General features: G+C 65.6%; 26 protein-coding genes. 15 read left to right on the top strand and 11 right to left on the bottom strand.

Going from position 1 to position 24,753, the window contains the following annotated elements:
- The first annotated feature begins 72 nt into the window (after positions 1–72).
- From QPK31_RS12940 to QPK31_RS12930, 3 genes are read left to right on the top strand one after another with little or no spacing between them, the layout of a single operon-like run.
- Positions 73–1,131 (top strand): folate-binding protein YgfZ, encoded by a 1,059-nt coding sequence (locus QPK31_RS12940; protein WP_290423338.1) that lies wholly within the window; start codon positions 73–75, stop codon positions 1,129–1,131.
- 1 nt (position 1,132) lies between these two features.
- Positions 1,133–1,417: a DUF4936 family protein gene (locus QPK31_RS12935; RefSeq protein WP_290423337.1), complete on the top strand. Its 285-nt coding sequence runs from the start codon at positions 1,133–1,135 to the stop codon at positions 1,415–1,417.
- Positions 1,408–2,151 carry an NRDE family protein gene (locus tag QPK31_RS12930; protein ID WP_290423336.1) on the top strand — a complete coding sequence of 248 codons (744 nt, stop codon included), beginning with the start codon at positions 1,408–1,410 and terminating at the stop codon, positions 2,149–2,151. Before QPK31_RS12935 ends, QPK31_RS12930 begins: the two co-directional genes overlap by 10 nt.
- Positions 2,152–2,355: 204 nt before the next feature.
- Here QPK31_RS12930 and QPK31_RS12925 read toward each other — a convergent pair whose 3' ends face one another.
- The 4 genes from QPK31_RS12925 to QPK31_RS12910 are packed head-to-tail and all read right to left on the bottom strand — an operon-like array spanning position 2,356 to position 5,615.
- The gene (locus tag QPK31_RS12925) at positions 2,356–3,252 is read right to left on the bottom strand and encodes an SDR family oxidoreductase (protein ID WP_290423335.1); all 897 of its coding nucleotides are present in this window, start codon (positions 3,250–3,252) and stop codon (positions 2,356–2,358) included.
- An 11-nt stretch (positions 3,253–3,263) separates the two neighbouring features.
- Positions 3,264–4,046, bottom strand: coding sequence for an SDR family oxidoreductase (locus QPK31_RS12920; RefSeq protein ID WP_290423334.1), 783 nt, complete (start codon positions 4,044–4,046; stop codon positions 3,264–3,266).
- A 30-nt stretch (positions 4,047–4,076) separates the two neighbouring features.
- A complete protein-coding gene (locus tag QPK31_RS12915; RefSeq protein WP_290423333.1) occupies positions 4,077–4,379 on the bottom strand; it encodes a Dabb family protein in 303 nt (100 codons plus the stop codon).
- A 57-nt stretch (positions 4,380–4,436) separates the two neighbouring features.
- Entirely contained in the window at positions 4,437–5,615 is a 1,179-nt protein-coding gene (locus tag QPK31_RS12910; RefSeq protein ID WP_290423332.1) for an acetyl-CoA C-acyltransferase, read from the bottom strand.
- Positions 5,616–5,935: 320 nt separating this feature from the next.
- Here QPK31_RS12910 and QPK31_RS12905 point away from each other — a divergent pair, with 320 nt between their 5' ends.
- Positions 5,936–7,636: an MFS transporter gene (locus QPK31_RS12905; protein ID WP_290423331.1), complete on the top strand. Its 1,701-nt coding sequence runs from the start codon at positions 5,936–5,938 to the stop codon at positions 7,634–7,636.
- Positions 7,637–7,686: 50 nt separating this feature from the next.
- Here QPK31_RS12905 and QPK31_RS12900 read toward each other — a convergent pair whose 3' ends face one another.
- Complete coding sequence (locus tag QPK31_RS12900; RefSeq protein WP_290423330.1) at positions 7,687–8,070, bottom strand: hypothetical protein; 384 nt, start codon at positions 8,068–8,070, stop codon at positions 7,687–7,689.
- 19 nt (positions 8,071–8,089) lie between these two features.
- On the opposite strand from QPK31_RS12900, the gene QPK31_RS12895 reads away from it, so the two are divergent.
- A complete protein-coding gene (locus tag QPK31_RS12895) occupies positions 8,090–8,314 on the top strand; it encodes a hypothetical protein (protein ID WP_290423329.1) in 225 nt (74 codons plus the stop codon).
- Here QPK31_RS12895 and QPK31_RS12890 read toward each other — a convergent pair.
- The 3 genes from QPK31_RS12890 to QPK31_RS12880 form a co-directional block, all read right to left on the bottom strand.
- The gene (locus QPK31_RS12890) at positions 8,292–8,921 is read right to left on the bottom strand and encodes a metalloregulator ArsR/SmtB family transcription factor (protein ID WP_290423328.1); all 630 of its coding nucleotides are present in this window, start codon (positions 8,919–8,921) and stop codon (positions 8,292–8,294) included. The two genes, QPK31_RS12895 and QPK31_RS12890, sit on opposite strands and share 23 nt — an antisense overlap.
- Positions 8,918–10,144 carry an MFS transporter gene (locus QPK31_RS12885; RefSeq protein WP_290423327.1) on the bottom strand — a complete coding sequence of 409 codons (1,227 nt, stop codon included), beginning with the start codon at positions 10,142–10,144 and terminating at the stop codon, positions 8,918–8,920. The genes QPK31_RS12890 and QPK31_RS12885 overlap by 4 nt, the downstream gene beginning before the upstream one ends.
- Before the next feature lie 143 nt (positions 10,145–10,287).
- Positions 10,288–12,375: a 3-hydroxyacyl-CoA dehydrogenase NAD-binding domain-containing protein gene (locus QPK31_RS12880; protein WP_290423326.1), complete on the bottom strand. Its 2,088-nt coding sequence runs from the start codon at positions 12,373–12,375 to the stop codon at positions 10,288–10,290.
- A 183-nt stretch (positions 12,376–12,558) separates the two neighbouring features.
- Here QPK31_RS12880 and arfB point away from each other — a divergent pair, with 183 nt between their 5' ends.
- The 3 genes from arfB to QPK31_RS12865 all read left to right on the top strand — a co-directional run bounded on the left by arfB (position 12,559) and on the right by QPK31_RS12865 (position 15,039).
- A complete protein-coding gene (gene arfB / locus QPK31_RS12875) occupies positions 12,559–12,957 on the top strand; it encodes an alternative ribosome rescue aminoacyl-tRNA hydrolase ArfB (protein ID WP_290423325.1) in 399 nt (132 codons plus the stop codon).
- A 9-nt stretch (positions 12,958–12,966) separates the two neighbouring features.
- Positions 12,967–13,731, top strand: coding sequence for a hypothetical protein (locus QPK31_RS12870; protein WP_290423324.1), 765 nt, complete (start codon positions 12,967–12,969; stop codon positions 13,729–13,731).
- A gap of 585 nt (positions 13,732–14,316) precedes the next feature.
- Positions 14,317–15,039 carry a MarC family protein gene (locus QPK31_RS12865; RefSeq protein ID WP_290423323.1) on the top strand — a complete coding sequence of 241 codons (723 nt, stop codon included), beginning with the start codon at positions 14,317–14,319 and terminating at the stop codon, positions 15,037–15,039.
- A 25-nt stretch (positions 15,040–15,064) separates the two neighbouring features.
- On the opposite strand, the gene QPK31_RS12860 is transcribed toward QPK31_RS12865, so the two are convergent.
- A complete protein-coding gene (locus QPK31_RS12860; protein WP_290423322.1) occupies positions 15,065–16,573 on the bottom strand; it encodes a CYTH and CHAD domain-containing protein in 1,509 nt (502 codons plus the stop codon).
- A gap of 153 nt (positions 16,574–16,726) precedes the next feature.
- On the opposite strand from QPK31_RS12860, the gene QPK31_RS12855 reads away from it, so the two are divergent.
- Positions 16,727–16,924 (top strand): hypothetical protein, encoded by a 198-nt coding sequence (locus QPK31_RS12855; RefSeq protein WP_290423321.1) that lies wholly within the window; start codon positions 16,727–16,729, stop codon positions 16,922–16,924.
- 33 nt (positions 16,925–16,957) lie between these two features.
- Here the strand turns inward: QPK31_RS12855 and QPK31_RS12850 are convergent, their stop codons facing one another.
- Positions 16,958–18,610 carry a 3-(methylthio)propionyl-CoA ligase gene (locus tag QPK31_RS12850; protein WP_290423320.1) on the bottom strand — a complete coding sequence of 551 codons (1,653 nt, stop codon included), beginning with the start codon at positions 18,608–18,610 and terminating at the stop codon, positions 16,958–16,960.
- Between the two features lie 120 nt (positions 18,611–18,730).
- Positions 18,731–19,705 carry an IS1595 family transposase gene (locus QPK31_RS12845; protein ID WP_290423319.1) on the bottom strand — a complete coding sequence of 325 codons (975 nt, stop codon included), beginning with the start codon at positions 19,703–19,705 and terminating at the stop codon, positions 18,731–18,733.
- A gap of 170 nt (positions 19,706–19,875) precedes the next feature.
- On the opposite strand from QPK31_RS12845, the gene QPK31_RS12840 reads away from it, so the two are divergent.
- The 6 genes from QPK31_RS12840 (at position 19,876) to QPK31_RS12815 (ending at position 24,517) form a co-directional block, all read left to right on the top strand.
- On the top strand, positions 19,876–21,366 hold the full coding sequence (locus tag QPK31_RS12840; protein ID WP_308633772.1) for a protein adenylyltransferase SelO family protein: 1,491 nt from the start codon (positions 19,876–19,878) through the stop codon (positions 21,364–21,366).
- Between the two features lie 21 nt (positions 21,367–21,387).
- The gene (msrB, locus tag QPK31_RS12835) at positions 21,388–21,783 is read left to right on the top strand and encodes a peptide-methionine (R)-S-oxide reductase MsrB (RefSeq protein ID WP_290423318.1); all 396 of its coding nucleotides are present in this window, start codon (positions 21,388–21,390) and stop codon (positions 21,781–21,783) included.
- Between the two features lie 36 nt (positions 21,784–21,819).
- The gene (locus QPK31_RS12830) at positions 21,820–22,452 is read left to right on the top strand and encodes a septation protein A (RefSeq protein WP_290423317.1); all 633 of its coding nucleotides are present in this window, start codon (positions 21,820–21,822) and stop codon (positions 22,450–22,452) included.
- A complete protein-coding gene (locus tag QPK31_RS12825) occupies positions 22,449–22,739 on the top strand; it encodes a BolA family transcriptional regulator (protein ID WP_290423316.1) in 291 nt (96 codons plus the stop codon). The genes QPK31_RS12830 and QPK31_RS12825 overlap by 4 nt, the downstream gene beginning before the upstream one ends.
- A gap of 126 nt (positions 22,740–22,865) precedes the next feature.
- Positions 22,866–23,648, top strand: coding sequence for a peptidylprolyl isomerase (locus QPK31_RS12820; protein ID WP_290423315.1), 783 nt, complete (start codon positions 22,866–22,868; stop codon positions 23,646–23,648).
- A gap of 92 nt (positions 23,649–23,740) precedes the next feature.
- Entirely contained in the window at positions 23,741–24,517 is a 777-nt protein-coding gene (locus tag QPK31_RS12815) for a peptidyl-prolyl cis-trans isomerase (protein ID WP_290423314.1), read from the top strand.
- The last annotated feature ends 236 nt before the right edge of the window (positions 24,518–24,753 follow it).

Genomic DNA, 24,753 nt, shown 5'->3' with positions numbered 1-24,753 from the left:
CGGCGCGATTCGCTCGACAACTCTATAATGAGGCCGTAATGATAAAGCCTAATCGCACAGCATATTGCATTTATGAGCAACTGGACAGACTATCTGGCGTCGCACGGCGCCCGCTTCCATATTGACGAAGCAACCCAGGTCGACGACTTCGGCCGCAGCCTGGGCGTGGCCGACCTGGCCGCCGGCTTTGTCGCCCCCGTCACCGACCTCGGCCTGATCGCCGTGGCCGGCGAGGACGCGGCCGGCTTCCTGCACAACCAATTGACCAACGACGTCGAGCATCTCGGCACGGGCGAAGCCCGCCTGGCCGGTTACTGCACGCCGAAGGGGCGTTTGCAGGCGACCTTCCTGTATTGGCGTGACGCCGATGCGGTCTACCTGCAACTGCCGCGCGCCATCCAGGCGCCGCTGCAAAAGCGCCTGACGATGTTCGTGCTGCGCGCCAAAGCCAAGCTGCGCGATGCGACCGACGAGGAAGCGTTCGCGGCGGTCCTCGGCATCGGCGGCGCCAGGGGCGAAGCGGCCCTGCGTGCCCAGGTGGGCGAGCTGCCGGACGCCCCTTACGGCAAGACGGGCGGCGACAAGGGCACCGTGCTCCGCCTGGCCGACGCCTTTGGCGCGCCGCGCTACCTCTGGATCACGTCGGCCGCGACGGCCCAGGCGGCCTTCCCGGCACTGAGCGCGGAACTCGCCCTGGGCGGTAACGCGGCCTGGCACCTGGCCGCGATCCACGCCGGCGTGCCGCAAGTGACCGGGCCGACCCAGGAGCAGTTCGTGCCGCAGATGGTCAACCTGGAACTGCTGGGCGGCGTGAATTTCAAGAAAGGCTGCTATCCGGGCCAGGAAATCGTCGCGCGCAGCCAGTACCTGGGCAAGCTGAAGCGCCGCACGGCACTCGCCACGGTGGAAAATGCCGCGGCCCGCGCCGGCGACGAAGTGTTTTCGACGAGCGATCCGGACCAGCCTTGCGGCATGGTCGTGAACGCCGCGCCGAACGGGACCGGCGGCGCCGACCTGCTGGTCGAGATCAAGCTGGCCGCCCTGGAAGAGGACGTGCGCCACGGCTCGGCCGCCGGCCCGGCCCTGCGCTTCCAGCCCATGCCCTACCCGCTCGACGCGCTCGATCTCTAGCATGGTCGACCTGTACGTCTATTACAAGGTGCCTGAGGCGCGCGCCGCCCAGCTGGAACCGCTGGTGCGCGCCATGCAGGCGCGCCTGACGCAGGACGGCGTCCATGGCCAGCTGCTGCGCCGCCCCGAGAGCAAGAACGGCCTGCAGACCTGGATGGAAGTCTACCCCCGGGCCGACGCGCGCCTGGCCGCCTTGGTCGAAGAGCGCGCCGTGGCCAGCGGCATGGCCGCCCTGATCGACGGCCCGCGCCGCGCCGAAGTTTTTGTGGAGTTCACATGTGCCTGATCGTCTTTGCCTGGCGCGTCATCCCGGGCGTGCCGGTGATTGCCGCCGCCAACCGCGACGAATTCTATGATCGTCCCGCCGCGCCGGCGGCGCCCTGGCCGGAGAACCCGAACGTGATCGCCGGGCGCGACCTGGAACACGGCGGCAGCTGGATGGGCGTCACGCGCGAAGGGCCGAACGGCCCGAAGTTTGCGGCGCTGACCAATATCCGCGCGCCGAACGAGGTGAAGCCGGACGCGCCTTCGCGCGGGGCGCTGGTGGCGGACTTCCTGAAAGGCTCGCTGTCGGCCGCCGACTACCTGGATGTGCTGCGCGAGCGCGGCGACATCTACAACGGCTACAACCTGGTGCTGGGCGACGCCAAGGCGCTGTACTGGTACTCGAACCGGGCCGGCGGCGATGCGCGCAATGGCCAGCCGCTGGAAGAAGGCCGCATCTACGGCATCTCGAACAGCCTGCTGGATGCGCCATGGCCGAAGGTCACGCGCACCAAGGCGCAGTTCGCGAGCCTGCTGTGCCAGGGCGCGCCGGAGGACGCCTATTTCGAGATGCTGGCCGATACCACGCGTGCGCCGGACATGCGTTTGCCCGAGACCGGCGTGTCGCTCGACCTGGAGCGGGTGCTGTCGGCGGTGTGCATCGAGACGGCGGGCTACGGCACGCGCACCTCGACGGTGGTGAAGCTGTACGACAATGCGCCGGCGGAGTTGCACGAGCGGATAGTGCGGCCGTAGGGTGGGCGCCCCGTGCCCACGCGGTGATACGTATCAGCAAGATCATCCGGCCGTATATCGGAGCCGATAACGATCACCGCGTGGGCACAGGGGCCCCCACCCTACGAATCTCAGGAGGCCGCGATGCGTACACCCCTGCTCATCGTTGCTGCGGTCCTCAATGAATCGACGCACAGAGGGGCAGCCGCGACTGCCCCTCTGTTTTTACAGCTTCGCGCGCAGGATCTCGCGCACGTGCGGCGTCGCCGCATACGGATCGGGCGGATTCTTGGCATGCACGATCGCGTCCATGCGCTCGGCCACGCCGCCCAGCGCGTGCGGATGCGAGAAGATGTAGAACTGCCCGTCGCGGATCGCGTCGAAGGTCATGCGCGACACGTCGCGCGCCGAGACCTTGCCCGATTCGACCGCCTTCACCGTCAGCGCCTGCGCCGCGATCTGGCTGTTGGTCGGCCCGCCCTCGGCCTTCAATTCTTCCGGCCGGTTACGGTGCGAATGGCTGATCCCGGTCGGGACGAAATACGGGCACAGCACCGAGGCGCCGATCGGCGCACCGACCAGCTGCAAATCGTGGTACAGCGTCTCCGACAGCGACACCACCGCATGCTTCGACACGTTGTACACGCCCATCGCCGGCGCATTCAGCAGCCCGGCCATCGAGGCCGTGTTCACGATATGCCCCTCGAAGGCCGGGTCCTTCTTCGCGCATTCGAGCATCGCGCGGGTGAACACGCGCACGCCGTGGATCACGCCCCACAGGTTCACGCCGAGCACCCATTCCCAATCCTCGGCGCTGTTTTCCCAGATCAGGCCGCCCGAACCGACGCCGGCATTGTTGAATACCAGGTGGATGCCGTGGAAGCGCGCGAGCGCCGCGTCCGCCAACTCCTCGACGTGGGCACCCTTGCTGACGTCGCAGACCATGGCCAGCACCTCGACACCCTGCGCCAGCAATTCGTCGGTCGCCTTTTCCAGCGCATCGGCCTGGATGTCGGCCAGCACCAGCTTCATGCCGAGGCTGGCCGCCGTGTCGGCGAATTCGCGTCCCAGGCCACTGCCCGCGCCGGTGATGACGGCAACTTTACCGCTGAAGTTTTTCATGTCGATTCCCCTCAGACCGCGGACACGCCGCCGTCGACAGCCAGGATCTGGCCCGTGATGTGCTTGCCGGCGTCGGAGGCGAACAGCACCACCGCGCCCTTCAAGTCCTCGTCGTCGCCCAGGCGCGCCAGCGGCGCATCCTTGGCCAGCACGTCGGCGCCGATGGTCGCCAGCACGCCCTTGGTCATTTTAGACGGGAAGAAGCCCGGCGCGATCGAGTTCACGGTAATCCCGTGGCGGCCCCATTCGCCGGCCAGCGCGCGCGTGAAGTTCACGATGGCGCCCTTCGAGGTGTTGTAGGCGATCGTGCTCATGGTGCCCGGCGGATTGCCGGCCAGGCCCGCAATCGAGGAGATATTCACGATGCGCCCATAGCCGCGCGGGATCATCGACAGCTTGCCCACCGCCTGGCTCACCAAAAAGATACTGCGCACATTCAGGTTCATGACCTTGTCCCAGGCGTCGAGCGGGTGTTCCTCGGCCGGGGCACCCCAGCTGGCGCCGGCGTTGTTGATCAGGATATCGATCTGGCCGAGGCGGCGCAGCGCTTCCTCCACAAAAGGCCCCACGTTCGCTTCGTGCGACAGGTCGGCCGCAATCGCCGAGGCCTCGATGCCTTTCGACGCCAGGTGGGCCACGGCGAGGTCGAGTTCTTCCTGCTTGCGCGAGGAAATGACCAGGCGCGCGCCCTGCTCGCCGAGCGCTTCGGCCATCTGCAGGCCGAGCCCGCGCGAGCCGCCGGTCACGAGGGCGGTCTTGCCTTGCAATGAAAAGAGTTCCTGGGTAGTGCGCATGCTGTCTCCGTTGTTATGGTGTGTTTCGGTTCAGGCTTCGTAATCCATGCACTGGCGCTCGTCGCGCACCGCCTTGAAGAAAGGCATCAACGCCTTGTGGGTCGGGTGGCTGGCATAGGCTTCCAGCGCTTCGCGGCTCTCGAAGGCCGAATTCAGGACCACGTCGTAGGTCGCTTCCAGACCCGGCTGGGCGAGCGCCACCTCGAATTGCAGGATGCCCGGGACGATGGCCGCGCATGCGTCCAGGCGGCGCTTCATCTCGCGGGCATTGCCCAGGCGGTCGGCGCCCTCGGCTTCTTCCTTCAGTTTCCACATCACGATGTGTCGAATCATATGTTTCTCGAATCTTTCTAACTATTTAGCAAGGCATTTGATATCACAGGGCCTGTCTTACAGCACTTCAAACAGCCCTGCTGCACCCTGGCCGCCGCCGATGCACATCGTCACCACGACATATTTCACGCCCCGGCGCTTGCCTTCGATCAGCGCATGCCCGACCAGGCGCGCACCGGACACGCCATACGGGTGGCCGACCGCGATCGCGCCGCCGTTCACGTTCAGGCGCTCCATCGGGATGCCCAGCGTGTCGGCGCAATACAGTACCTGCACGGCAAAGGCTTCGTTCAATTCCCACAAACCGATGTCGTCGACGCTGAGGCCGGCCTTTTGCAGCAGCTTCGGCACCGCATACACCGGCCCGATGCCCATTTCGTCCGGCTCGCAGCCGGCCACCGCAAAGCCGCGGAACACACCCAGCGGCGCCAGCCCCTTGGCTTCGGCCATGCGCCGGCTCATCACGATCGACACCGAGGCGCCGTCCGAGAACTGGCTGGCATTCCCCGCGGTGACCACGCCGCCCGGCAGCGCGGTGCGGATCTTGCTCACACCCTCGAGCGTCGTATCGGCGCGGATGCCCTCATCGGCGCCGATCGTCACTTCGCGCGTGAGCAGGCGGCCCGAGGCCTTGTCGGCCACACCCATCACGGTCGTCATCGGCACGATTTCCGCGTCGAAGCGGCCTTCGAGCTGGGCGGCGGCTGCGCGCAACTGGCTCTGCACGCCGTAGATGTCCTGGCGCTCCTTGGCGATGCCGTAGCGCTTGGCCACCATCTCGGCGGTCTGCAGCATCGACCAGTAGATCTCGGGCTTCTGCGCGCGCAGGGCCGGGTCGCGCAGCATGTGGGTATTCATTTCCTGCTGCACGCAGGAGATCGACTCGACGCCGCCGGCGGCGAAGATCTCGCCTTCGCCGGCCAGCACGCGCTGGGCCGCCAGGGCGATGGTTTGCAGGCCGGAAGAACAGAAGCGGTTGACGGTCATGCCCGGCACCGTCACCGGGCAGCCGGCGCGCAACGCGATCTGGCGCGCGATGTTGCCGCCGGTGGCGCCTTCGGGATTGGCGCAGCCCATGATCACGTCCTCGACTTCGCCGGGTTCGATGCCGGCGCGCGCGATGGCGGCGGCCAGCACGTGGCCGCCGAGGCTGGCTCCGTGGGTCATGTTGAATGCCCCTTTCCACGACTTGGCCAAGCCGGTGCGGGCGGTCGAAACGATGACGGCGTCTTGCATTCTGGTCTCCCTGGTTGTTGGTATTCGATCAAACCAGAATAGCACAGATAAGTACGGTCGTTCGTAAATCTGAAGCCTTGCGCCTCATCATATGCAAGCGGGATTTTTGCGGCCGGGGACGCTGTCGAACGCCTATATGAAACGGATGCCGCGCCGGCGACACGACACACCGGTGCTCCCGTCAAAGCCTGCCGTCAAGCTTTAGTAAGTTTGCAGTAAGTTTGGAGCAAGCATGACGTAAGTTTAACGGTCCACACTCCGTTCCAGCTGACCAAGTATCGGCTATCCGATGACTTACATTAAATACGGAGACACACAACATGGCTATCACACCCGGCATGACCGCAGGAGGCAAGGCAGCGCCCACCTCCAGCGCGATGACCAAGGAAGAACGCAAGGTGATCTTTGCGTCCTCGCTCGGCACCGTTTTCGAGTGGTATGACTTCTACCTCTACGGTTCGCTCGCCGCCATCATCGGCAAGCAGTTCTTCCTCGGCGACCCGACCACCTCGTTCATCTTCGCCCTGCTCACCTTCGCCGCCGGCTTCATCGTGCGTCCGTTCGGCGCGCTCGTGTTCGGCCGCCTCGGCGACATGATCGGCCGCAAGTACACCTTCCTGGTCACCATCCTCATCATGGGCGGCTCGACCTTCCTCGTCGGCCTGCTGCCGGGCCACGCCTCGATCGGCATCGCGGCGCCGATCATCCTGGTCACCCTGCGCATCCTGCAAGGCCTGGCGCTGGGCGGCGAATACGGCGGCGCGGCCACCTATGTCGCCGAGCACGCCCCGGAAGGCAAGCGCGGCGCCTTCACCGCCTGGATCCAGACCACCGCGACCATGGGCCTGTTCCTGTCGCTGCTGGTCATCCTCGGCACCCGTACCGCCGTCGGCGAAGAAGAATTCCTGGCCTGGGGCTGGCGCATTCCCTTCCTGCTGTCCGTGCTGCTGCTGGGCATCTCCGTCTGGATCCGGATGTCGATGAACGAGTCGCCGGCCTTTGCCAAGATGAAGGCCGAGGGCAAGACCTCGAAGCGTCCGCTGTCGGAAGCCTTCCTGCAATGGAAAAACGCGAAGATCGTCATCCTGGCCCTGGTCGGCCTGACGATGGGCCAGGCCGTGGTCTGGTACACCGGCCAGTTCTACGCCCTGTTCTTCCTCACGCAAACCCTGAAGATCGACGGCGCCACCGCCAACATCCTGATCGCCATCGCCCTGCTGCTGGCCACCCCGTTCTTCCTGGTGTTCGGCGCGCTGTCGGACAAGATCGGCCGCAAGTGGATCATCCTCGGCGGCTGTGTCATCGCCGCGGCCACCTACTTCCCGATCTTCAAGGCCATTACCCACTACGGCAACCCGGCCCTGGAAAACGCCATCAACACCTCGCCGGTCGTCGTCGTCGCCGACCCGGCATCGTGCAACTTCCAGATCGACCCGACCGGCACCAAGAAATTCCCGGCCTCGTGCGACATCACCACCCGCATGCTGACCAACGCCTCGGTCAGCTACACCCAGGTCGAAGCGCCAGCCGGCACCGTCGCCAGCGTCAAGGTCGGCGACAAGGTGTTCCAGGGCTTCAACGCCACCATGACCCCTGACGGCCTGAACTTCGACGCCGACAGCAAGGCCAAGGAAGACGCGCTGAAGAAAGAAATCACCGGCGCCCTGAAAGCGGCCGGCTATCCGGACAAGGCCGATCCGACCCAGATCAACAAGCCGATGGTCGTGCTGCTGCTGTTCATCCTGGTGCTGTACGTGACCATGGTCTACGGCCCGATCGCCGCCATGCTGGTCGAGATGTTCCCGACCCGCATCCGCTACAGCTCGATGTCCCTGCCTTACCACATCGGTAACGGCTGGTTCGGCGGCCTGCTGCCCACTATCTCGTTCGCCCTGGTGGCGGCCAACGGCAACATTTATTATGGCCTCTGGTATCCGATCATCATCGCCCTGATCACCGTCGTGATCGGCGCCCTGTTCGTTCGCGAAACCAAGGACAACAACATCTACGCCGCCGACTAAGCGCTTTCTGCTTCGTCGAACGCAAATGCCGCTGGAGACAGCGGCATTTTTCATTTCCAACTCCCCGGCGTCGCACGCCGGCATCCGGCGAGGCCAACACCAAGATCGCCCAGGCCGGTCTCATCAATACGCTGATGAAGTCGCTCACCAGCCCGAATCCGCAGGAACGCAAGCTGGCCGTCCAGGCCGTGCTGATCGCCCTGCCGGAACAGGGCCCGTTCCTGGCGCGCACCGTCGCCCAGAGCGACGAGGACGAAGCCGTGCAGGTGGCGGCCAGGTCGTCCTTGAAACAGCGCCGACACGCTGATCCGCCAGCTGTTCGCGGACGACGCCGGCACCCGGGTCGAGGCGGCCCGGGAACTGGTCCAGGGCTGGCGCAGCGAGGGCAACGCCGTCGGCACCCTGCTCGATGCGGCGTTCCAGAACAGCGACAACGACAACGGCATCTACAACGTGGCAGTCGTCCTTGCCGAGTGCGCGCCGGCCGCACTCGCACCCCATCGCGAGGAGGTACAGAAATTCATCGCCCTGGCGAAGACAAAAGGCCCGAGGACCGCGGCCAGGACCGCGGTGCTGGAGAAACGCCTGGCGGACAGCCGGGCCGGCGAAGCCGCGCCGCCCGGACCAGGCGGCCCGGCGCCAGGCAACAACGCGCTCAGCCCGGTTCCACCTGGCTGACCAGGTAGGCACAACGCCGCGCCCCCTCCAGCTGATGCTCGATCCGCACCACCGACACCCCCGGCCCCAGCACGCGCCGGAACACGTCCAGCTCGGAACGGCAAAACTGCTGGCAAGCCTGAGCCGCCGCACAGATCGGACAATGGTTCTCCAGCAGCAGCACACTCCCATCCACGCGCGGCTCGACTTCCGCCATATAGCCTTCGAGCGAGCGCGCCGCCGCCAGCGCCGCCACCTGCTGGTCCAGCGTCCCGGCCGGGTCGACCTGTTCGCGGTAGGCCCGCTCGCTTGCCGCTTCCCGCGCCACGATCAATTTCTCCAGCCCGCTCTCGCCGAACAGCGTGCGCACGCCGTCGATCAAATCCAGCGTCACCTCCGCATGCCGGTCAGGGAAGCGTGCATGCCCGGCCTCGCTCAGTTGCCAGCGCCGCACCGGCCGCCCGACCTTGCCGGGCGTATCGTGGAAGCTCACCAGCCCTTTCTCGACGCCAAGTTCCAGCTGGCGCCGCACGCCCATCGCCGTCATGCCGAGCAGCCCGGCCAGCGCCTGCGCGGTCTGGGCGCCGCGTGTCTTCAGCATCATCAAGACCTGGTCAAAGGTATTCATTTCGCCCCCACATGCAATGCGAGCGCAGGGTCGCTCCCGGCCTGCCTGCTCCATCGATGCAGCGCCAGCGCCGCCCAGGCCGCCAGCAGGCCGCCGACAACCAGCACCAGGCGCGTGTCAAACAGGGTCAGCACGCCGCCAACCAGCGCCATCACGATGTTCGCCAGGCAGAAGGTCGTGGACAGCAGGCCCATCACGGCGCCCTGGCCATGCCCGGCAAACCGGTCGGCCGACCAGCCCTGCAGCGTGGCGTTGTAATAGGCGTGCGGCAGCCCGAACAGGACGATCGCCGCCAGCCCGATCCACAAGCTGCCGAAGCCCACCGCCAGGATCGCCGTCGCCGCACACGCGGCCTGGACGCTGGCCCGGCGGCGCGGCTCCATAGGGCTGGCGCGGCCGGCGAACAAGGCGGCAAACGTCATCAAGGCGCACATGCCCATGTTCACCAGTGCGATGCGGCGCGTGTCGTAGCCGCCGATGTCCACCAGCCACAAGGGAAAGAATTCATAGAAGGCCGCCACGCCGCAGGCATAGGCGAAGTGGACGGTGAACAGCGTGCGCAGCGGCCTGTGGCGCAGCAGGGTCAGTGCATGGCGTTCGCGCGCCACGGCCCACCAGCTGCCCGGCTGCGCCTCGATACGCTCGCGGTCCAGCGCCAGCGCCGCCAGGCCCGCACCCAGCAGCAGCGCGCCGGCCGCGATATAAAACGGCAGCGTGATCCCGGCAGCCACCGTGAAGCCCGCCAGCAGCGGCCCCACCAGCCAGCCCAGGTGGAAAGCCCCGTTCAGCCACGACAGCGCATGATTGCGCAAGCCGCCGGTCAGGCGCTCGGCCAGCATGGCGCGCATGATCGATCCATTCCCTTCCAGCAGGCCGGTGACGAAGCGCGCCAGCAGGAACAGGGGATAGGATTGGGCCACCAGGGCTGCGGCGGTGAGCGCATGGCCGACAGCCGCGCCGACCGCCGTGATCAACAGCACCCGGCGCCGCCCGAAGCGGTCCGACACCGGCCCCAGCATGGCGCTGCCGAGCAGCAGCCCGACCGGATTGATCATCAGCGCGATGCCGAACAGGAGTTTCGGCGGCAGGCCGAGGAAGTTCGTCAGCGCATTCCCCGAATCCGCGGCGAACAGCGGCGGCAGGATCGGATACGGCAGCGAGGCGCCGGTGGTGGACAGCAAACCCAGCAGGCAAGCGCTGGCGATCAGGAGCACGGTTTTCATCGGACAGAATCAACGTTGCAATACCAGCATCGTATGCCTGAGTCAGCAATAAGTAAACGGATTTGTTTATTTATCCGAACAACCAAAAAAAACGCCGCTGGTACCAGCGGCGTTCTTCACATCACGGGTCGATCGACTACAGCTCAGCCATTAAAGCCCTTGCCTTCGCCCGCCAGGCGCTCCAGCAGCGGCGCCGGCTGCCAGGCCTCGCCATGGCGTCCACGTGCGAACTTGCGGATCGTCTCCAGCACGTTCGGCAAGCCCACCGTGTCCGCGTACAGCATCGGTCCGCCGCGGTGCAGCGGGAAGCCGTAGCCGGTGAGATAGACCATGTCGATATCCGAGGCGCGCAGGGCGATGCCTTCTTCCAGGATGCGCGCACCTTCGTTCGCCAGCGCAAACACCAGGCGCTGCACGATCTCCGCGTCCGAAATCGTGCGGCGCTCGACGCCGGCTTCCTGCGAATACCCGGTGATCATGTCGTTCACCAGCGCCGAAGGTTGCGGCTTGCGGTCGCCCGCCTGGTAGTCGTACCAGCCGGCGCCGGTCTTCTGGCCGAAGCGCCCCGCTTCGCACAGGCGGTCGGGAATCGGCGAATACACCAGCTCCGGCGACTCGGCATAGCGGCGCTTGCGGATATACCAGCCGATGTCGTTGCCGGCCAGGTCGCTCATGCGGAACGGCCCCATGGCGAAGCCGAACTTTTCGATGGCCTTGTCCACCTGCTCCGGCAATGCCCCTTCTTCCAGCAGGAAGAAGGCCTGGCGCAGGTACTGCTCGACCATGCGGTTGCCGATGAAGCCGTCGCACACGCCCGATACCACGCCGGTCTTGCGGATCGTTTTGGAGAGCGCCAGCGCCGTGGCCAGCACGTCCTTGCCGGTCTTCGCGCCGCGCACGATTTCCAGCAGTTTCATCACGTTGGCCGGGCTGAAGAAGTGCAGGCCGATCACGTCCTGCGGGCGCGAGGTGAAGTCGGCAATCTTGTTCAGGTCGAGCGTCGAGGTATTCGAGGCCAGGATCGCACCCGGCTTCATCACCTCGTCCAGCTTGCGGAACACCTGGCCCTTGACCTCCATGTCCTCGAACACGGCTTCGACCACGATGTCGGCCTGCCCGATGTCTTCATAGGCCAGCGTGCCCGTGATCAGCCCGATGCGCTGCTCGGCCTTCTCCGGCGCCAGCTTGCCCTTCTTGACCGTGTTCTCGTAATTCTTGCGGATGGTCGCCAGGCCTTTGTCGAGTGCTTCCTGCTTCGTTTCGAGGATGGTCACCGGGATGCCGGCGTTCGCGAAGTTCATGGCGATGCCGCCGCCCATGGTGCCGGCGCCGATCACGGCGGCGCGTTCGATGCTGCGGGTCGGCGTATCGGCTGGCACGTCCGGTACCTTGCTGGCCGCGCGCTCGGCAAAGAAGGCATGGCGCAGCGCCTGCGATTCGCTCGTCTGGGCCAGGGCGAAGAAGCGCTCGCGCTCGAAGGCCAGGCCATCCTCGATTTTCTTGGTCACCGCCGCCGCCACGCACTCGACGCATTCGAGCGGCGCCGGGAACGGGCCGGCCATCGCTTTCACGGTGTTGCGCGAGAACTGCAGGAAGGCCTCGGCGTTCGGATAATCGATCTTCAGGTCGCGCACCTTCGGCAGCGGACGTACGTCGGCGATGCTGTTGGCGAAGTCGACACTGGCCGCGACCAGGTCGGCGCCGGCATCGAACACGCGGTCGAAGAGTTTGGTCTCGGCCAGTTTTTCCGACAGCACCGGGTTACCCGAGACGATCATGTTCAGGCCCAGTTCCAGGCCCACCACGCGCGGCAGGCGCTGGGTGCCGCCGGCGCCGGGCACCAGGCCGATCTTCACTTCCGGCAGGCCGACCTGGGCGCCGGGCAGCGCCACGCGGTAATGGCAGCCGAGCGAGAGCTCCAGGCCGCCGCCCATGCAGACGCCGTGGATCGCGGCGACCACCGGTTTGCCCAGGTTCTCGGCAGTGGCGATCAGGGTGTGCAGGTTCGGCTCGGCCAGGGCTTTCGGCGAATTGAATTCGCGGATATCGGCGCCGCCCGAGAACACCTTGCCGGCGCCGGTGATCACGACCGCCTTCACGGCGGCGTCGCTCTCGGCGCGGCGCAGGGCGGCAACGGCGGCCGTGCGCGTCTCGAAGCCGAGGCCATTGACCGGCGGATTGTTCAGGGTGATGACGGCAACGCTGCCGTGAACGACGTAGTCTGCACTCATGTCTCTTCCTTTTTTAGTAGTCACACTTTGTTGGTCGCACTGCGCTTGAACTGCTCCGGCAACTATAGCGCAAAAAAGTACGGTCGTCTTATTTCTTCGACAGCCTATTCACCCTGGATAGTGGCGCCCGGACCCGGCCAGCCGTTATCATGCGGCCATGACTGTCTCGAACCACCACCCCACATGAAACCCCTGATCGATCCCGGCGAGGTCGCATTCAGCGCCATCCGCGCCCAGGGGCCGGGCGGGCAGAACGTCAACAAGGTGTCGTGCGCCGTGCATGCGCGCTACGACATCCCGGCGTCCTCCCTGCCCGCGGCCGTCAAGGAGCGCCTGCTGGCGCTGCGCGACAGCCGCATCTCGCAGGACGGCGTGCTGGTGCTGAAAGCCCAGCAATCGCGCAGCCTCGAGCAGAACAAGGAAGATGCGCTGCGCCGCCTGCAGGAACTGGTCGACGCCGCCGCCGAGGTGCCGCTCGTGCGCCGCGCCACCCGGCCGACGCGCGGCGCGCAGCTGCGCCGCCTCGACGGCAAGACGCGCAGCAGCCAGGTCAAGGCGCTGCGCCGCAAAGTTACAGACTGAAAGGAATCCATGCTCAAGCTTATCCAGGAACTGATGCGGCTCTACCTGCCGCAAGGCGTCGTCACCGAAGAGGCGCTGCAATCCCACATCCTCGGCCAGCAGACCCTGCCGCCCGACATCACCACCGTCGAGGGCCTGACCCGCACCATCGTGATCCCCTTCCACAAGATCCCAAAAGCCGAGGAAAGCCGCCACTGGGCCCTGCTGTGCGAGGTGGCGAATGCCCTGCAGGAAGAGCTCGACCTGCCGGCGCCGGCCGTGAGCATCGCCAGCCAGGAAGGCTTCTGCCTGTGGCTGTCGCTGGCCACGCCGCTGCCCTCGATCGAAGCGGGCCAGTTCGTCGAACTGCTGCGCCAGGCTTACTTCCCGGAGGTCGAGCCGGGCCTGGGCGCACCGGTCGAGCTGCCGCCCTGCCTGAACCGCGACACCGGGCGCTGGACCGCCTTCATCAACCCGGGCATGGGCGCTTCCTTCGTCGGCGAGCCGGGGCTGGAGATCGCACCGCCGCAAGCGGCCCAGGCTGCCTTCCTGGAAGGCCTGGAGAGCATCGATGCGGCGCGTTTCGGCGCGGCGCTGGAGCGCCTGCAGGCGCGCGGGGCCGGTGCGGCGGCAACGAACAACAACCTGGCGCCAGCCCACCCTGCGTCAACCGGCGCCACGCCGGATGGCCTGCTGCTGAGGGACGCGCGCCTGGAAGACATCGTGCGCCACCTGCATGCGATGAACATCGAGCCGACGTTCCGGCATGTGCTGCCGTCGGGGCGGTCCAGCTGACAGAGTCGGTTCCCTCACCTGCCATGCAAGTTCCATTATTTAAGTACTTTATTGTGTTCAAGTATTTACGCAACATACTTGATAAATCACTTTAAGTTACGTGTTGCATCTGGTAAGTTCTATGCAACGGGAGGGGAAGCATGGCAGCGCAAAGCAAAAACGATATTCGCACTGATACGGAAACCGCGCGCCATGTCGATGCGGGGATCAGGTTATGCTCGGAGCAAGGGCTGCACCCAGCCCTGCAGTTCCTGGAAGAAGGCGGCGTGCCGAGGTCCGTCGCGCTCAGGGTGCTGGCCTCTCCACATCATTTTCGTCAACAAGAACGCCGCCGGCTTCCTCGTCCCTGTCGATGACCTGACCCAGGATCGGAGCAGCGCCGGGCAGGTCTTTATCTAGCCGGACGCGGACATGGAAGCAAGACGAATCGCTCCTTCCCGGCGCGCACGGATGCCATCTCACGCAGCAGTGTGTTCGCCCTGGCGCCACTTCCTGTAGATTAAGGTCTTTCCCATCCGGTCTGCCGGGAGGCGCCGTTTGCCTGCATGACGGCGCCCCGCGCCTGGCAGACGTCATCCGTATCCCATGACTGTCGACCTCATGCTCGCCGCTGCGAGGAGCTTCCTGTTCGTCCTCGTGACGATGCTGCCCATCCTTAATCCCGCCGCCACCGCGCCGATTTTCCTGAGCATGACCGAGGGCGCGTCGCCCGCCACACGCATCCTCCTCGCCAGCCGCATTGCGCGCAACATGTTCTGGCTGATGACGGGATCGATGCTCATCGGTTCGTACGTGCTCGACTTCTTCGGGATCTCGCTGCCGATCGTGCGCATCGGCGGCGGCCTGATACTGGCTTCGGTGGCATGGCGGCTGCTCGGCGCCACACCGCAAACGCAAGACAGCCGCGCAGCCCTGGCCGAGGCCTACACGCTCGACCACGCGCACCGCCAGGCCTTCTATCCGCTGACGTTCCCGATCAGCTGTGGGCCGGCGTCGATCTCGGTCGCCATTACGGTGGGCGTCACCCTGCATGACGTCGAGCTCGTGATGTCGGCGGCGCGCATGGGAGCGGCGCTGCTGGCGCTGGCCCTGATCGGGGTGCTGCTTTACCTGGCGTTCCGCTACGGCGAGCATTTCCTGCGCCTGATCGGCGAAGCGGGAACCGCGGTGTTCCTGCGGCTGACCGCGTTCATCCTGCTCTGCCTGGGCGTGCAGATCGTCTGGGATGGTGTGCGCGAACTGCTGCTGGAGATCATGGCGTTCTCTTCGCAGCCCACGACGATCCACACGGTCGCACTGTGGCGCTGAGCTGTGGCAATGAGTTTTGCCGCTGTCAGGTGACCCGGCGTCCCGCCACCGAGGCCAGCGCCTTGCCCAGCCGGTCGCTGCGCGCCGCGGTGCTCGCTGCCAGGTAGCCACGCGCATACGCCGCCTGGCGCGCCACCTGCGCATTGCTGCCCTTTAGCGCATCCAGCAAGCGGTCGGCCACCGAGTAATCGTTGAGCATGCCCAGCCTGTCCTGCAGCTTCGACAAACGCCCGACATACGGCTTCACGCGCTTGGCCGGCAGCAGGTCCTGGAAGAACTCGGCCGCATAGCGCGCCTTCTTGGCCGCGATACGGGTGCGGTGGCGCGCGTGCGCGTCCGCTGTGTCCAGTCCGTCGATGCGCTTGTCGAGCCGCTTTTCCGCCTTGCGCAGCAGCGGCCGCATGCCGCGCCCGGCCGGCGCCGCCAGCGGCGTATCCTTCGCCAAGGCGTCGCCTGCACGCCATGCGCGCCCGTGCAGCCAGCCACCGACCTGCAGCAGCACCCCGGTGAAATGCGGGGCGCGCAGGGTCTGGGCCAGCTGGCGGTGATGCGCCTCGGCCTTGGCCTGCGCCGCCTGGCGCAGGGCCGCCGGGTCCAGCCCGGCGATGCGCTCCAGCGTGGAGCCGGCCAGCACATCCCAGTCGCGCGCGGCGCCGAGTTCGCCGGCCAGCCAGTCCAGCCCTTCGCGCACGGCGGCCGGCGGCTGCACCAGCTCGTCGAACATGTCGACCAAAGCGCGCAGGCGGCGCAGGCCGACGCGCATCTGGTGCAGGCTTTCGACGTCGCGCTTCAGCACGCCCGGCACATTCGATTCCAGCTGCGCCAGGCAATTCGCGCCGATGGCGACAAAGGCCTGTTCCAGCGTCATCCTGGCGCGCAGGCGCACCGGCGCCGCCTTGTGGGCGCGCAGCGGGGCGGCGTCGAGCAGCGCATAGCCGCGCGCGGCCTTGCTGTCGCCCGCCAGCTGCAGCGGCACCTCGTGGTGCAGGTCCAGCGCCAGCCGGAACAGCTGGGCCGGATCGCCCTCCTTCAGTTCGAGCGCGAGTTCGGCGATCGACGCCTGCCGGGCGCCGGCGGCAATGCTGCCGGCGTCCAGTGCGCATTCGAGCTCCTGGCCGCCCTCCAGCGCGATGCGCCAGGTGGTGCGGTGGGTCGTGTTCTGGAACAGCGGCGCCAGGTCGGCGGCGATGGCGGCGCTGCGCAGCAATTCGGCCATCGCCGCCGGCTTGACCTGGCGCGCGACCAGGTCGGGGCGCGGCTGGGCGTCGGGGAGTGCGCATTCCCACTCGCCGCGCCGGTGCAGGCTGCCCGAGGCATCGCCGGCCGTCTTCACGGTCTGGATCCAGCGTCCGCCGTCGGCGCGCACGCGCAGGGTCAGGCCAGCCTTCCACAAGGCCCGTTCGGGCGTGTCGTAATAGGTGTCGACCAGGTGATGCTCGACGGGTTCGCCGAGCGCGCGCTCGAGCAGCATCGGGTGGCGGCGCAGGCGTTCCAGCTCGTCCGCCGGGACTTTCAGTTTGAGTTCGGTTTCCATGCGGGGTGTCCTCCTTTGCTTCTACTACAGCACAGGCGGCACGGATGAGGCGCACGGACGGTCACCGGGTGGCAGCAACTATCGGTGACGCGGTAATGCGGTGGTCATAATGGGCGGTCACACTGGCGCTATCCAACCTGTATGAGGCCGATTGTGGGAACAGAGAACGAAAAACCGATCGAACAACTGACGGTCGACGCGCAAACCGCCGCAGCGGCGCGCGCCATCCAGCTCGACGCCGGCACGCCGAGCGCCGTCGAATTCCTGAAGGCGCGCGACGTCGAGGGCAGCGTCATCGAGCAAGTGCTCAAGAAAGAGTTGCCGGAAGGCCTGCCCCCGGCGCTGGATTGATGCCGCCCGCACGCTGCGGGCGGCGCCACGGGCTCACGCCGTCGGCAGCTTGTGCTCCCGGTACTGGTCGCGCAGGCGGTTCTTCTGGATCTTGCCGGTCGCGCCCATCGGCAGCGCCTCGGTGAACACCACGTCGTCCGGCAGCCACCACTTCGCGATTTTGCCCTCGAAGAAGGCCAGCAACTCCTCGCGCGACACCTCCTGCCCGGGGCGCTTGACCACCACCAGCATCGGCCGTTCGTCCCATTTCGGGTGGGCCACGCCGATGCAGGCCGCCTGCATCACGGCCGGGTGCGCCATGGCGATGTTTTCCAGGTCGATGCTGCCGATCCACTCGCCGCCGGATTTGATGACATCCTTGCTGCGGTCGGTGATCTGCATGTAGCCGTCGCCGTCGATGGTGGCCACGTCGCCGGTCGGGAACCAGCCATCCTTCAGCACGTCTCCCCCTTCGTTGCGGAAGTAGCCCGACACGATCCACGGCCCCTTCACATACAGGTGGCCATAGGTCTCGCCATCCCATGGCAATTCCTCGCCATCGTCGTCGACGATCTTCATGTCGACGCCGAAGATGGCGTGACCCTGCTTCTGCAGGATCTTGCGCTGCGCTTCCTTCGGCAGTTCGCGGTGCTTGGCCTGCAGGCCGCCGGTGGTGCCCAGCGGCGACATCTCCGTCATGCCCCAGCCGTGGATCACGTGCACGTCGAGCTTGTCGATCAGGGTGTCCATCATCGCCGGCGGGCAGGCCGAACCGCCGATCACGGTACGGCGGAAAGTCGAGAACTGCAAATTGTTCTGCAGCGCGTGGTTGATCAGGCCGAGCCAGACGGTCGGCACGCCGGCCGAGAACGTCACTTTCTCCGCCTCGAACAGTTCGTACAGCGACTTGCCGTCGAGCGCCGCGCCCGGGAACACCATCTTGGCGCCGGACAGCGGCACCGAGTATGGCAGGCCCCAGGCATTCACGTGGAACATCGGCACCACCGGCACCACGGTGTCGAGGCAGGACACGTTCAGCGCGCCCGGCATGCTCGATGCATAAGCGTGCAGCAGGGTCGAGCGGTGCGAGTACAGGGCGCCCTTCGGGTTGCCGGTCGTGCCCGAGGTGTAGCACAGCGAAGCCGCCGAGTTCTCGTCGAACAGCGGCCAGGTGTAGTCGTCGCTGCTCGACGCGATGATGTCTTCGTAGCAGAGCAGGCTCGGGATCTTCGTTTCCGCCGGCATGTGGGCGCGGTCGCTCATCAGGATGAAGGACTTCACCGTCTTGCAGTGCGGCGCGACGGCTTCGATCAGCGGCAGGAAGGTCAGGTCGAAGAACAGGTACTGGTCTTCGGCGTGATTCACGATGTAGGCGATCTGCTCGGGATGCAGGCGCGGGTTGATCGTGTGCAGCACGGCGCCCGAGCCGGACACGGCGTAGTACAGCTCCATGTGGCGGTAGCCGTTCCAGGCCAGGGTGGCGACGCGGTCGCCCATCGTCACGCCCAGGCCCTGCAGCGCATGCGCCATGCGGCGGGCGCGCCCCTCGCATTCGCGGTAGGTATAGCGGTGGATGTCGCCTTCGACGCGGCGCGATACGATTTCGTTGGCGCCGAAGTGGCGCGCCGCGAACTCGATGATGCTCGAGATGAGCAGGGGCTGGTCCATCATCTGGCCCATCAGCGGGCTCTTCGGGTACGGCGTCATCGAACGTCTCCTGTGATCTGTTTAACAAGCTCGAACGAGTGTGATTCGGCTTGATGCAGCGCGTCAACATGTTTCGATGCTGCGGCGCAGCAGGGCGCGATTGCAAAGTGTTAGGCGCTGTCACCGTTCGCTATGGATGAGCCCGATTGCAAGGCGAAACAATTGATCGGCAGACGTCACCTTTCCGCCATCGAGCATCCGGCGCCAGCCCAGGTAGTTCGGCAGCCAGCGTGACGCGACACCATGGAAGGGCGCCAGCCACTCGCGAAGACGCTGGTGATAGGCGTTTACGTTCTGCACATGAATGGCGCCGTTGCGGCTCGGGCGGACACGCTCGCCGGCGCTGACATTCACGGCCTGGTGCGCCAAGCCGTGGGCGCGGGCGAAAGCCCGGTAGGCCGCGTTCGCGTCTGTCACGAGCAGCACGTCTCGGTCCAAAAACGGCAGCAGATGGCGCTCCAGCTGGACTTTGCTGACGGGGCCGCGGCCGGTGACGGCATCGATGGTCTGCTTGTTGCGGTCGCGCGCCACGAGGATGCAGTCGAGGTCGCGTGAGATGCCGCGCCTGCTGGCGACGCCGCCGCGCTTGCGCGCCGGCCGGTCGAGCTTGCGCGAACCTTTCTGCGATTCCAGGATGAACATTTCGTCGGCCTCGGCGATACCGTTCAGGCAACCCGGGCGGTCTTCCTTCACCCGATCCAGGAAGCGATGGCGCCAGCGGAAAGCCGTGTTACGGTGCACCTTGACAGTGTCCGCCGCCGCGCGCACCGGGCGCGACACAAGCAGCGCATCGAGATAGTCTAGCCATTTCCCGCGCAGTCGCAGGCGCGCCAGCGGGGTGCCGGTCAAGTCGTTGAAGGTGCGCCGGCATGAGAAGCAGCGGTAGCGCTGCAGATCGTTGGCGTGGCCGTGCCGGTGCCAGCGTTCGCACTGGCAATGCGGGCAGCGGCGCCCGGCCGCCCTGCATTGTGCGATCAGCGCCAGCACCTGGTCCAGCCCGGCAGCCGGACGCAAGGCGTCGAGGACGCGCAGCCGCTGTGGCCGGTTCAGTGCGGGCAAGGCTGCAAACCACTTCGTGAAGCGCGGTTCTTTCATGGTCGACCCGTGTCGATGGCGAGACGGGTTGGACCACGAATGAACTCAACAGTTCATCGCTCATCCATAGTTAACGGTGACAGCGCCAAGTGTTATCGGATGTAAGCACGCTTGCCGGAGCGGCGTGCGCGAATAGAATCTGCCCGGTACGGTAGAATTCCGATGTCGTCCTGAACACGCTTTATACTGGAACCGCCATTACACCCAACGATCTCCCCTTCGGCAACGGCTTTGCCGCCCTGCCGCCCGCGTTCTACACGCGGCTGATGCCGACGCCGATGCCCGCGCCGTATTTCGTCGCGGCAAGCAGCCGTGCCGCGGCCCTGGTCGGCCTCGACGCGGCGACCCTGGCGCAGGAAGACTTCGTCGCCGCCTTCACCGGCAACGCGGTGCCCGAGGGCGCCCAGCCGCTGGCGGCCGTGTACTCCGGCCACCAGTTCGGCGTCTGGGCCGGCCAGCTCGGCGACGGCCGCGCCATCCTGCTCGGCGACCTGCCCGGTCCGGAAGGTCGGATGGAGCTGCAGATGAAAGGCGCCGGCAAGACGCCCTACTCGCGCATGGGCGACGGCCGCGCCGTGCTGCGCTCGTCGATCCGCGAATTCCTGTGCTCGGAAGCGATGGCCGCGCTCGGCATCCCGACCACGCGCGCCCTGGTCGTCACCGGCTCCCAGCAGCGCGTGATGCGCGAGTCGCTGGAAACCGCGGCGGTGGTCACGCGCATGGCGCCGTCCTTCGTGCGTTTCGGTTCCTTCGAACACTGGCACTACCGCGACAAGCCGGAAGAACTGCGCACCCTGGCCGACTACGTGATCGACACCTTCTACCCGGAGCTGCGCGCGGCGGCCAACCCGTATGCCGCCCTGCTGGCGGAAGTCACGCGCCGCACCGCGCGCATGATCGCCCATTGGCAGGCGGTCGGCTTCATGCATGGCGTGATGAACACCGACAACATGTCGATCCTCGGCCTGACCCTGGACTACGGCCCGTTCGGCTTCATGGAAGCCTTCGACGTCAATCACATCTGCAACCACACCGACCAGGGCGGACGCTATTCCTACGCCAACCAGGTGGCGATCGGCCACTGGAACTGCTATGCGCTGGGGAATGCCCTGCTGCCGCTGATCGACACCGTGGAAGCGGCCCAGGAAGCGCTCGATGTCTACATGCCGGCGTTCGAACAGCAGCTCGACGTGCTGCTGCACGCCAAGCTCGGCCTGATTGACACGCGCGACGGCGACCGCGCCCTGATCGACGGCCTGTTCACCATCATGCAGGCCAGCCACGTCGACTTCACCCAGCTGTTCCGGCGCCTGGCCGACATGAAAATCGACGAAGCAGGCAGCGAGGAAGCCGTGCGCGACCTGTTCATCGACCGCGCCGCCTTCGACGGCTGGGCCGGGCGCTACCGCGAGCGCCTGCGCGCCGAGGGCAGCGTCGACGCCGCGCGCCGCTCCGCCATGAACCGCGTCAACCCGAAGTACATCCTGCGAAACTATCTGGCCCAGCAGGCGATCGAACGGGCACAGAATGGCGATTTCAGCGAAGTGACGAAGCTGCTGGCCATCCTCGAACAGCCCTTCGACGAACAACCCGAACACGAGGCCTATGCCGCGCTGCCGCCGGACTGGGCCGCGCATCTCGAAGTCAGCTGTTCCTCCTGAGTTTTAACAAGAAAGACCGACATGACCGATAAAGTGACCAAGACCGACGCCGAATGGCGTGCCCAGCTCGACCCGATCGAATACCAGGTAACGCGCCACGCCGCCACTGAACGCGCCTTCACGGGCAAGTTCTGGGACCACCACGAGCACGGCATCTACACCTGCGTCTGCTGCAACACCCCGCTGTTCGAGTCCGACGCCAAGTTCGAATCCGGCTGCGGCTGGCCCAGCTATTTCAAGGCGCTCGACCCGGACAACGTGATCGAAAAGGTCGACCGCACCCACGGCATGGTGCGCACCGAGATCATTTGCGCCGTCTGCGACGCCCACCTCGGCCACGTGTTCCCGGACGGCCCGCCGCCGACCGGCCTGCGCTATTGCATCAACTCGGCCGCGCTCAGCTTCAAGCCGCTGTAAGCACGCATCCGCTACCCAAGCACCACCTGGAGCCCCATGAAATTTTTGTTCGACTTCTTTCCGCTGATACTCTTCTTCGCGGTCTATAAATATGGCACCGGCAACGAGGCGGCCGCGGTCGCCCTCGCCGAGACCTGGCTTGGCGGCCTGGTCTCGGGCGGCAAAATCATCGCCAGCCAGGCGCCGATCATGCTCGCCACCGTGGTCGGCATCATCGCCACCGTGCTCCAGGTGGGGTATTTGCTGGTACGCCGGCGCAAGGTCGACACCATGCTCTGGGTGTCCTTCTTCGTGATCGTCGTGTTCGGCGGCGCGACCATCTATTTCCACGACGAGACCTTTATCAAGTGGAAGCCGACCATGCTGTACTGGATCTTCGCGGCGGCCCTGTTCGTCAGCCAGGTCTTCCTGAAGAACAATCTGATGCGCAAGGTGATGCACGAAGCCCTGCCCCTGCCGGAAGCAATCTGGCCGCGCGTCGGCTACCAGTGGATGGGCTTCCTGTTCTTCCTGGGCGCGCTGAACCTGGTGATGGCCTTCGTGGTCTTCAAGAACGATACCGGTGCCTGGGTCAACTTCAAGGTCTTCGGCATGACCGCCATCTTCTTCCTGTTCAGTGTCGGACAGGCGATGATGCTCGTAAAACACGTACCGCAGGAGGAAGCATGAGTCTGGATAACCGCGTCGACACCCGCGTCGAGCGCATCGAAGCGCGCCTGACCGAGGCCCTGAACCCGCTCGACCTGGCCGTTGGCGACGACTCGCACCTGCATGCCGGCCACGCCGGCGCGGCCTCGGGCGGCGGCCATTACAGCGTGCGGATCGTCTCCGAGCGCTTCGAGGGACTAAGACTCGTCATGCGTCATCGACTGGTGTATGATGCCGTGCACGATATGATGAAGGCCGAGATACACGCCCTCGCGATCACGGCCCTCGCGCCATCCGAGCTGCACTGATGAACGAACCGACGAACGGGTCCCAGGCCCGTTCAGGATAGCTTAAGAAATCTGTCGCACAATTGAACTGCTCTGCAAAACAATTCTAATTCCGTCCAAGCAACTCCCTCCCACAGGAACACCATAATGACTTTTAAGCCAGCACAACTGCTGTTAGCCCTGATCGCCGTTATCGCAGCACCCGCGTTTGCCCAGAACCTGGCCGTCGTCAACGGCAAGGCCATCCCGACCTCGCGCGTGGACGCGATCGTGAAGCAGTTCGTGGCGCAAGGCCAGGGCCAGGATTCGCCGCAGCTGCGCGACGCGATCAAGAAAGACCTGATCCAGCGCGAAGTCCTGATGCAGGAAGCGATCAAGCAGGGCTACGACAAGAAGCCGGAAGTCAAGCAGGCCCTCGACAGCGCCCGCCAGGCCATCGTCGTGAGCGAACTGGCGCGCGACTACATCAAAAAGAACCCGGTGACCGATGCCGAGATCAAGGCCGAGTACGACCGCTTCGCCAAGACCCAGGCGGCCGAGAAGGAATACCACGTACGCCACATCCTGCTGGCAACCGAAGACGAAGCCAAAGCCGTGATCGCCAAGATCAAGGGCGGCGCCAAGTTCGAAGAACTGGCCAAGCAGAGCAAGGACACCGGTTCGGCCAACAGCGGCGGCGACCTCGACTGGGCCAGCCCATCGGCCTTCCCGCCTGAATTCGCAGCCGGCTTCACCAAGCTGCAAAAAGGCGGCGTGACCGAGACCCCGGTGAAGACCGGCGCCGGCTTCCACGTGATCAAGGTCGACGACACCCGCGCCGTGAAAGTTCCGGCGATGGACGAAATCAAGCAGCAGATCGCCGAGAGCCTGACCCAGACCAAGCTGGCTAACTACCAGGATGAAATGGTCAAGAAGGCCAAGGTACAGTAAGATGTTGTGCCTCCGGCGCGCTCCCTGCTGTGCGGCGCGCCGGGTTTCGTCGCCAGCGGGCGACTTATCGCGTTTTTAATAGGATCCGAACAATGATTTTGAAGCCCACCCGCCTGTTGCTCGCCATGACCGCGCTGGTTGCCGCACCTGTGTTCGCACAGAACGTCGCGACCGTGAATGGCAAGCCGATCCCGGCGGCAAAGGTCGACCAGGTGGTCAAGCAGATCGTCGCCCAAGGCCGCGCCGCGGACACCCCTCAGCTGCGTGACATGATCAAGAAAGACCTGATCGGCCGCGAAGTGCTGATCCAGGAAGCCGACAAGCAAGGCATCGGCGGCCGCGCCGACGTCAAGGCCGCGATCGACAACGCCCGCCAGAGCATCGTCATCAACGCCATGCAGGCCGACTACCTGAAGAAAAACCCGGTCAAGGATGCCGACATCAAGGCCGAGTACGACAAGGCCAAGGCGCAGGCGCCGGAGAAGGAATACCACGCCCGCCATATCCTGGTCGAGAAGGAAGACGAAGCCAAGGCCCTCATCGCCAAGCTGAAAGGCGGCGCCAAGTTCGAAGAGCTGGCCAAGCAAGGCAAGGACGGCACCGCGCAGAACGGCGGCGACCTGGGCTGGGCCGACCCACGCGGCTTCGTTCCTGAGTTCTCCAAAGCCATGACCTCGCTGCAAAAAGGCGCGATCACCGACACCCCGGTGAAGACCCAGTTCGGCTACCACGTCATCAAGCTGGAAGACGTGCGTCCGGTGCAGGTTCCACCGCTGGAGCAGGTCAAGCAGCAGGTGGCGGAATCGCTGCAGCAGAAGAAGCTGGCCGAGTTCCGCGAAGGTCTGCTGAAGAAGGCCAAGGTCCAGTAATCCGGATCGGTCAGTAGGTAGGACGAGAAAGGCGCTTCCACGGAAGCGCCTTTTTTGTAGGGTGGGTTCTCGAACCCACCACGTGCACATCTGCGCATGCGCGCGGCCGGTCAGAAAGTAGGGTGGGTTCAAGAACCCACCCTACTTTCTGACGACACGTTTCGACCCGCGTCCTACCTACCGCGTGGACTCGGGAGTCCACCCTACAACGCCCCTGCACGTCCGGGGCCGGACAA

This window comes from Massilia sp. YIM B02769 (assembly GCF_030411995.1).
Lineage (GTDB): Bacteria > Pseudomonadota > Gammaproteobacteria > Burkholderiales > Burkholderiaceae_D > Telluria.
This window is presented reverse-complemented; position numbering and strand designations above follow the sequence as displayed.

What these genes read in the sequence shown, in the direction of transcription:
- QPK31_RS12925 (WP_290423335.1), bottom strand. Translation starts at nt 3,252, where the DNA reads ATGAAAAACTTCAGCGGTAAAGTTGCCGTCATCACCGGCGCGGGCAGT.
- QPK31_RS12860 (WP_290423322.1), bottom strand. Translation starts at nt 16,573, where the DNA reads ATGGAAACCGAACTCAAACTGAAAGTCCCGGCGGACGAGCTGGAACGC.
- QPK31_RS12940 (WP_290423338.1), top strand. Translation starts at nt 73, where the DNA reads ATGAGCAACTGGACAGACTATCTGGCGTCGCACGGCGCCCGCTTCCAT.
- QPK31_RS12885 (WP_290423327.1), bottom strand. Translation starts at nt 10,144, where the DNA reads ATGAAAACCGTGCTCCTGATCGCCAGCGCTTGCCTGCTGGGTTTGCTG.
- QPK31_RS12825 (WP_290423316.1), top strand. Translation starts at nt 22,449, where the DNA reads ATGAGTCTGGATAACCGCGTCGACACCCGCGTCGAGCGCATCGAAGCG.
- QPK31_RS12890 (WP_290423328.1), bottom strand. Translation starts at nt 8,921, where the DNA reads ATGAATACCTTTGACCAGGTCTTGATGATGCTGAAGACACGCGGCGCC.
- QPK31_RS12935 (WP_290423337.1), top strand. Translation starts at nt 1,133, where the DNA reads ATGGTCGACCTGTACGTCTATTACAAGGTGCCTGAGGCGCGCGCCGCC.
- QPK31_RS12830 (WP_290423317.1), top strand. Translation starts at nt 21,820, where the DNA reads ATGAAATTTTTGTTCGACTTCTTTCCGCTGATACTCTTCTTCGCGGTC.
- QPK31_RS12845 (WP_290423319.1), bottom strand. Translation starts at nt 19,705, where the DNA reads ATGAAAGAACCGCGCTTCACGAAGTGGTTTGCAGCCTTGCCCGCACTG.
- QPK31_RS12905 (WP_290423331.1), top strand. Translation starts at nt 5,936, where the DNA reads ATGGCTATCACACCCGGCATGACCGCAGGAGGCAAGGCAGCGCCCACC.
- QPK31_RS12820 (WP_290423315.1), top strand. Translation starts at nt 22,866, where the DNA reads ATGACTTTTAAGCCAGCACAACTGCTGTTAGCCCTGATCGCCGTTATC.
- QPK31_RS12870 (WP_290423324.1), top strand. Translation starts at nt 12,967, where the DNA reads ATGCTCAAGCTTATCCAGGAACTGATGCGGCTCTACCTGCCGCAAGGC.
- arfB (WP_290423325.1), top strand. Translation starts at nt 12,559, where the DNA reads ATGAAACCCCTGATCGATCCCGGCGAGGTCGCATTCAGCGCCATCCGC.
- QPK31_RS12910 (WP_290423332.1), bottom strand. Translation starts at nt 5,615, where the DNA reads ATGCAAGACGCCGTCATCGTTTCGACCGCCCGCACCGGCTTGGCCAAG.
- QPK31_RS12850 (WP_290423320.1), bottom strand. Translation starts at nt 18,610, where the DNA reads ATGACGCCGTACCCGAAGAGCCCGCTGATGGGCCAGATGATGGACCAG.
- QPK31_RS12865 (WP_290423323.1), top strand. Translation starts at nt 14,317, where the DNA reads ATGACTGTCGACCTCATGCTCGCCGCTGCGAGGAGCTTCCTGTTCGTC.
- QPK31_RS12915 (WP_290423333.1), bottom strand. Translation starts at nt 4,379, where the DNA reads ATGATTCGACACATCGTGATGTGGAAACTGAAGGAAGAAGCCGAGGGC.
- QPK31_RS12920 (WP_290423334.1), bottom strand. Translation starts at nt 4,046, where the DNA reads ATGCGCACTACCCAGGAACTCTTTTCATTGCAAGGCAAGACCGCCCTC.
- QPK31_RS12815 (WP_290423314.1), top strand. Translation starts at nt 23,741, where the DNA reads ATGATTTTGAAGCCCACCCGCCTGTTGCTCGCCATGACCGCGCTGGTT.
- QPK31_RS12930 (WP_290423336.1), top strand. Translation starts at nt 1,408, where the DNA reads ATGTGCCTGATCGTCTTTGCCTGGCGCGTCATCCCGGGCGTGCCGGTG.
- QPK31_RS12880 (WP_290423326.1), bottom strand. Translation starts at nt 12,375, where the DNA reads ATGAGTGCAGACTACGTCGTTCACGGCAGCGTTGCCGTCATCACCCTG.
- msrB (WP_290423318.1), top strand. Translation starts at nt 21,388, where the DNA reads ATGACCGATAAAGTGACCAAGACCGACGCCGAATGGCGTGCCCAGCTC.